Source organism: Streptomyces sp. P5F9 (assembly GCF_057961495.1).
On record NZ_JBXVPZ010000515.1, the window covers coordinates 1 to 6,427 of the forward strand.

Here is a 6,427-nt window from a genome sequence, read left to right on the forward strand (position 1 = left end):
CCCCGGCAACCCCCGCCGCGGCCGCCGCCGTCTTCGCCCCGAACGCCAGCGACAGCGTGAAGCCGAGCGGGAGCGGGACGAGGGCGATGCCGACCAGGAGGCGTTCCGCAGGGACGACGGACTCGCGGGGGCCGCCGCAGTAGGCGCAGCCGCGCAGGTGCCGGGCCAGGCGTTTGCGCCAGACCGAGTCGCGGCGGCCGTCCCAGCGGGCGGTGAGGTCACGGAGGTCGGGGCAGGCGCCGTCGAGGGCGCGGACGACACCTCGGGCGGTCTCCAGGCGCTCCTTCATACGCTGGACGCGGACCGCCGCGTGCTGGCGGCTGATGCCGAGCGCCGATGCCAGTTCGCGGCGGGTGAGTTCGCCCGCGACCTCCAGCCACCACAGGGAGAGGAGCCCGCGGTCCTCGTCGTCGAGCCAGCGCACCGCCTCCGCGACCTCGCGCCGCTGGCCCTCCAACTGAAGCCGCAGGACGGTGAGTTCGGCGAAGTCGGCGGCGTCCCCCGGTAGCCCGTCCGGCAGTTGGTCGGGGGACTTCCGGCGGCGCGCCCGGTCCCGTATCTGGCGCATGGCGATCGCCACCAGCCAGGAACGGAAGCTGTCGGGGTCGCGGAGCGAGCCGAGGTGGTCGACGGCGCGGAGCATCGTCTCCTGGACCACGTCGTCCACGTCCGCATGGCCGTTGAGGGCGCGGCCGACCACGTTGTAGACCAACGGCAGCCAGCCCGCGACCAGTTCGTCCAGCGCCCGCCGGTCACCGGCCTGCGCCGCCGCGATGGTGGAGTGCCACTGCCGTCCGTCCACGTCGCTCCCCGCCCTCCCTGCCATCACCCGATGTCACTTGCTGTACAGCAGCGTCCCGAAGCCCAGTTGGTCGAAACCGCCGCTGTTCGGGCCGTAGTCGCCGCCACCGCCCTCCGAACGCACCTTCTCAGCCATGAGGGTGATGAACGGGGCGGAAAGGCGTCGTCGGCGGGCGTAGTGGTTGTACAGAACCTCCCAAACCGGGCGAACGGCGCCCCGGGCTATGTCGGAGATCACAGGCTGTTCCATGTACTTGCCGTTGCCCTGACCGCTGCGCCAGCCGTACGTCGTGAAGGGCACGGCCGCGCCGAGGTTGTACTTGGCGACGTACTCGGCGGCCTTCATGAACCGGTTGCCGAGGTAGCCGTAGAGGTCGACGTCCTGGTTCCAGGCCATCTCGCAGATCGCGCCCATGAGGCCCATGCCCATCATCGTGTGGCCCTGGTCGCGGCCGCTCTCCTGCCACTGGGCAAGGTCCTGGCCGGCGTAGACGAAGGGGATGGCGTGCCTGAACGAGCCGTTGCCCGCGCCGGACTTCATGTAGGTGACGGCGCGCTGGAAGGTGGCTCGGTCGTCGCAGAGGATGCCGGTCGCCATGAGCGAGGCGACGTTGCAGAGGTCCCAGTTCGCCCAATAGTTGCTGATGTTGGCGGTGTTGTGGTTGGTGAGGAAGTCGATGTTCATCGACTTGAACACCGTGAGCATCATCTTCTTGAAGCGGGCGAACTCGAAGTCCGGGTGGTCGCGGACGAGTTCGGCGGCGTTCGCGAACTGGTAGCCGTAGATGCCGGACGCCAGGAAGCGGTCGGCGTTGCCGTTGACCGAAGTGAGGGTGGCCGACCAGGCGTTGAGGATGGCGACGGCGGTGTCGCCGTTGGCCTTGGTGCCGCCGATCTGCCAGCGCAGGGCGTTCTGGTAGGCGGCGTGGATGTCGTTGTACATCGTGACGTAGTTCTGGCCGACGCCGCCGCGCACGACGACGGCCTGCGGGCGGGGCTGCCAACCGCTCGCGGAATGGCGGTTGTCGGTGAGCCGCGTCCAGCCCTTCAGCCAGGGGTCCTTGCGGGCGGCGACACGGACCTTGGCGCGGTGCAGGTCACCCGCGTTGTGCAGCATGCCCGGGTGGACGAGGGCCTGCGGGCGGGCGGTGGCGGTGCCGATGGCGGTGGCTGTGCCGGTCTGCGCGGCGTCCGCCCCTCCCCCGGAGAACGCGGCGATACCGCCGCCGACGACTCCCGCCGCCGCGACTCCGCCGCCGAGGGTGAAGAGGCCCCGGCGGGTGAGGCGGTGCTTGTTGGTGGGCTGGCGTGCGCTGGTGGCCATGTGGGTGGCTCCGGTGCGTGAGGAGACTGGGGACGCAGAGGGAGACGGAGTGAAGGACTCCGCGATAACAGTTTTTCCGGCGGAGAGTCGGATCGGCCCCGTAGGGGGCATCCCTGGCAAACCCCTTGTGCGGTACGGCAGTTGCTCCGGGTTGCACCAGGGGCGGGTGCCCTCCTCGCCGACGATCCGCCTACGACCGTGCGGGACGAGGCTGATGACCGACAGCCACCGGAGATCCCAGGAGCAGCCGATGCGCCCCCGCCGTCGCACCACCGTCCTCACCGCCTCCCTCGTACTGGCCCTCGCGGCAGGCCCGTTGGCCGCACCCGCGTTCGCCGCGTCCCCGTCGGCCACCGCGCGGCAGACGGCCGCACCGGACGCCGACGCACTGCGCGCCGCACTCGCCGGGCTCCCGGACTCCGACGCGACGGCGGCTCTCGTACGGGTGGGAGGCACGGACGGGACCTGGCACGGCAGTTCGGGTGTGCACGATCTGGAGAGCGGTGCCGCCGCCGACCCCGACGCGCGCTTCCGGGCGGGTTCGACGACGAAGGTGGTGACCGCGGCGACCGTGCTACGGCTCGCGGCGCAGCGCAAGGTCGACCTGGACACCCCGGTCCAGCACTACCTGCCAGGGCTCCTCACCAAGGCCTTCGAGCCCGTCTCCGTACGGCAGTTGCTGAACCACACCAGCGGTATCCAGGCCGGCGACGGCTTCGGGGACGCCTTCGAGGACCAGTACGCACACCGCTTCGACACGCTCACGCCGAGGCAGGTGGTGGCGTCGGCGGTGGCGAAGGGCCCGGAGTTCCGGCCGGGCGAGCGGCAGGACTACCTCAACATCAACTACACGATCCTCGGCCTGCTGATCGAGAGGGTGACGGGCCACTCGTACGCCTCGGAGGCCACCCGCCTGGTCCTGCGCCCGGCGGGCATGCGGGACACCTACTTCCCCGGCACCGATCCGCGCATCCGCGGCCCGCACAACCACGGCTACCAGGCCGTCCAACAGCCCGACGGGACAACTGAGTTCGTCGATGTCACCGACTGGAACCAGGCGGACCGCCGGGCGGCCGGCGACATGATCTCGACGACCGCCGACCTGGAGCGGCTGATCACGTCACTGTTCCGGGGCCGGATCGTGCCGGGCCCGCAGCTGAAGGAGATGTTCACGGTCCCGGCGGGCATCGAGGGCGCGAGCTACAGCGCGGGGCTCCAGCGTTTCGAGTACGGCGGCAAGGTGTACTGGCTCAAGTCGGGCTCCCGGTACGGGTACAGCGCGGTCGTCCTCGCCACCCGCGACCTCTCCCGCACCCTCGTCTACTCGGTCAACTCGACGGACGCGAAGGGCGAGTCGATGAACGCGGTCGCGGAGCGGATCGCACTGGCGGCGCTCAAGTAGCCAGGGCGGGGGCGGTGAAAGCCTTCTCCGCCGCGTCACCACGCGTCCCAGTGCAGCACCTCCGCACGAGGGATACGACGGGCCGGGCGGAAGTCGGTGCCAAGTGTGTACGCGACAGGGATGAAGGCCGCCTGCATCACGTCGTCGTAGGGGATACCGAGGACACGGGCCGCCTCCTTCTCGTGGACGAGGTTGCCCGTGGTCCAGCAGCTGCCGAGGCCCCGGGCGCGGGCGGCGAGCATGAAGCTCCACACGGAGGGGAGGATGGATCCCCAGGTGCCCGCCTGACGGAGCACGGATGCGCCGTCGGTACGGCCCTCCACGCACGGGACGACGATCGCCGGGACCTCATGGATGTGCTCGTAGAGGTGCGTGGCGCCGGAGTAGACGCGCTCCATGTGTGCGACCCCGGCCCGGCGCACGTCGCGCTCCGGGACGGGGTCGGAGGCGCCCGGCGTGCTCACCCCGGCCCGCCACACCTCGGCGAGGGCCGCCCGCCGCTCCGGGTCGGTGACGATGACGAAGTGCCAGCGCTGGCGGTTGCGTCCGGTCGGCGCCTGCACCGCCAAGTCGACGCATTCCTCCAGGAGTTGACGGGGCACGGGCCGGGTGAGGTCGAGGCGGTGCCGGACGGCCCGGGTGGTGGACAGGAGCTCGTCGGAAGAGAGGTCGAGAGTCATGCGTTGACCTTCGCGGGGCGTGCCGGGCGGCGACAATGGCCGGCTTTCACTGGATGAAAACGTGGGGTGCGGAGTGGCCGAGAGCGTGGCGGGGCGGGTCTTCTCGGTGCTGGACGCCTTCGTGGGCGCGCCGGACACCCTACGGCTGACGGAGATCGCGCGGCGGACGGGGCTGCCGGTGCCCACCGCGCTGCGGATGGTGCGGGAACTTGTGGCGTGGGGCGGGCTTGAGCGGGCGGCCGACGGCTCCTACCGCCTGGGCACCCGCATCCGGGCGCTCGGCGCGGCGGCGCCCTGCCCTCGGGGGCTGCTGGACGCGGCACTTCCCGCGCTCCGCACTCTGTCCGCGCGCACGGGCGGGCACGCGGACGTCGCCGTTCCGGCAGAGGGCACGGCGTTGTGCCTGGTCAGCGGTGAACGGCTGCCGCTCTACGCGACGGCGGCGGGCAAGGTCCTGCTCGCCCACGGACACGGCCCGCCGGCCACCGTCGAACGCCACACCTCGCACACGGTGACCGCGCCGGGCACCCTCGGCGCCCAGCTCGCCCGCATCCGTACGACGGGACTGGCCGCCGCGCACGAGGAGTACCGGCTGGGCGAACTGTCGCTGGCCGCACCGGTGTTGAGGGGTGGAGTCACGGTGGCGGCCGTCTCGGTCACGGCGGCGACGAGCACACCGTACGACCGGCTGGGTGCCGCCGTGCGGGAGGCGGCCGCCGCCGTCGGCCGCGTGCTCGACGAACCGTCGAGCACGGGACGGCCGTAGTGCCGGGTGTTGTCGCTACGACCCGAGGCTCCGCCAGAATCCCAGGTCGTGTTCCTGGGCGAAGTCACGGGTGGGCCGGGAGCAGGCCGACGGGGGTTCGTCGCTCGACGGAGCGGTGTCGCAGGCCTTCAGGGACATCAACTCGCCTGTGCTCGTGGTGTACTTCGGCCAGTTCGGGGTGCCCGGGCCGTTCGGCGTGCCGGTCGTGGTGAAGTGGTCCCAGAAGGTGATCATCTGCCGGGACAGCTCCAGTTGGTCGTCGTCGTAGGGCAGCGTCTGGCCGAGGTAGTCCCAGAGGTAGCCGAGGTCGTCGACGTGGATGGCGCCGCCGAAGGGGAAGTCCCTTGCCGTGGCGCTCTGTTGCTGGAGGCGGTAGATCGAGGTGAAGTGCGGGGTGTCGCTCTCGGCGAACTCGTAGGCGTACGTCGGCACCCACGTCGACAGCCGCGCCATCAGCTGTTGGCGGTCGTAGGAGGTCGAGCCGTTCTGGACGGCGGTCCAGGCCTGGCCCGGGGTGGGGTAGTCGGAGAGCGGGTACTCGGCGAGGACCTTGTCCGTGTTCGTGCCGTACGTCGACTTCACGGCCCGCGTGTACTGGTCGGCGGTCATCGGCGTGCCGAGGTAGTCGTAGGTCTGGAAGGTGAACAGGCCGCGTTCGCTGTTGGTCTGGCCCAGCATGACCGGGACCTTGGTGAAGTTCCCCTTCTGTACGGCCGTCCCCGGGTCCACCGGGAACGCGGTGCCGCCGAGGGACGGGCGGACCGGGGCCTTCGACTGGGCGGCGACGATCGCGGCGGCCGGTTCGGCGCGCAGGCAGGCGAGGACGTCGGAGGCGGTGGCGCAGCCGATCTCCTTGACGAAGGCCTGGCTCTGCGTCTCACCGGCCGCGGCCGTCTGGAGGCCACAGCTGCCGCTCATGATGACCGCCCGGGCGAACAGGCCCTTGGCGGTGGGCGAGGCGAGCTGGTCGCAGACCGAACTGCCGCCCGCGGACTGCCCGGCGATGGTGACGTTCTTGGCGTCGCCGCCGAAGCGCCCGATGTTGGCCCGCACCCAGCGCAGCGCCGTCTGCTGGTCCAGCAGGCCGTAGTTTCCGGCGCCGTTGGCGTTCTCGGCGCGGAGCTGCGGCAGGTTGAGGTAACCGAGCGGGCCCAGGCGGTAGTTGACGGTGACGACGATCGCACCCGTCTGCTGGACGAACTTGCGCGGGTTGGTGTCCTGGCCGGCACCGCCGGAGAAACCGCCGCCGTGGATCCACACGACGACCGGGGTGTCGGCCCGACTCCCTTGCGGGGCATAGACGTTGAGGTCGAGACAGTCCTCGGTGGTGATCGCCTTCTCGTAGCCGGGGTCCCAGCCGGAGGCCTGGGCGCAGCGGTCGCCGAAGCGGGTGGCGTCGCGGATGCCGCTCCAGGCGGAGGCGGGTCGCGGGGCGGTCCAGCGGTGTGCGGCGG

6 protein-coding genes are annotated in these 6,427 nt (G+C 71.2%); 2 read left to right on the forward strand and 4 right to left on the reverse strand.

Annotated features, from left to right (window positions below):
• Both AC31A1_RS44145 and AC31A1_RS44150 read right to left on the reverse strand, forming a co-directional pair.
• Positions 1 to 826: RNA polymerase sigma factor (locus AC31A1_RS44145; protein WP_489658711.1), on the reverse strand; the 826-nt coding region annotated here is incomplete at its 3' end.
• A 9-nt stretch (positions 827 to 835) separates the two neighbouring features.
• Positions 836 to 2,125, reverse strand: coding sequence for an alginate lyase family protein (locus AC31A1_RS44150; protein ID WP_489658712.1), 1,290 nt, complete (start codon positions 2,123 to 2,125; stop codon positions 836 to 838).
• Positions 2,126 to 2,375: 250 nt separating this feature from the next.
• On the opposite strand from AC31A1_RS44150, the gene AC31A1_RS44155 reads away from it, so the two are divergent.
• A complete protein-coding gene (locus AC31A1_RS44155; RefSeq protein ID WP_489658713.1) occupies positions 2,376 to 3,527 on the forward strand; it encodes a serine hydrolase domain-containing protein in 1,152 nt (383 codons plus the stop codon).
• Positions 3,528 to 3,562: 35 nt separating this feature from the next.
• Here the strand turns inward: AC31A1_RS44155 and AC31A1_RS44160 are convergent, their stop codons facing one another.
• Positions 3,563 to 4,207 (reverse strand): nitroreductase family protein, encoded by a 645-nt coding sequence (locus tag AC31A1_RS44160; protein WP_489658714.1) that lies wholly within the window; start codon positions 4,205 to 4,207, stop codon positions 3,563 to 3,565.
• A 73-nt stretch (positions 4,208 to 4,280) separates the two neighbouring features.
• Here AC31A1_RS44160 and AC31A1_RS44165 point away from each other — a divergent pair, with 73 nt between their 5' ends.
• Positions 4,281 to 4,973, forward strand: coding sequence for an IclR family transcriptional regulator (locus AC31A1_RS44165; RefSeq protein WP_489658715.1), 693 nt, complete (start codon positions 4,281 to 4,283; stop codon positions 4,971 to 4,973).
• A 15-nt stretch (positions 4,974 to 4,988) separates the two neighbouring features.
• Here AC31A1_RS44165 and AC31A1_RS44170 read toward each other — a convergent pair.
• Positions 4,989 to 6,427: carboxylesterase/lipase family protein (locus AC31A1_RS44170; RefSeq protein ID WP_489658716.1), on the reverse strand; the 1,439-nt coding region annotated here is incomplete at its 5' end.

What these genes read in the sequence shown, in the direction of transcription:
- AC31A1_RS44150 (WP_489658712.1), bottom strand. Translation starts at nt 2,125, where the DNA reads ATGGCCACCAGCGCACGCCAGCCCACCAACAAGCACCGCCTCACCCGC.
- AC31A1_RS44155 (WP_489658713.1), top strand. Translation starts at nt 2,376, where the DNA reads ATGCGCCCCCGCCGTCGCACCACCGTCCTCACCGCCTCCCTCGTACTG.
- AC31A1_RS44160 (WP_489658714.1), bottom strand. Translation starts at nt 4,207, where the DNA reads ATGACTCTCGACCTCTCTTCCGACGAGCTCCTGTCCACCACCCGGGCC.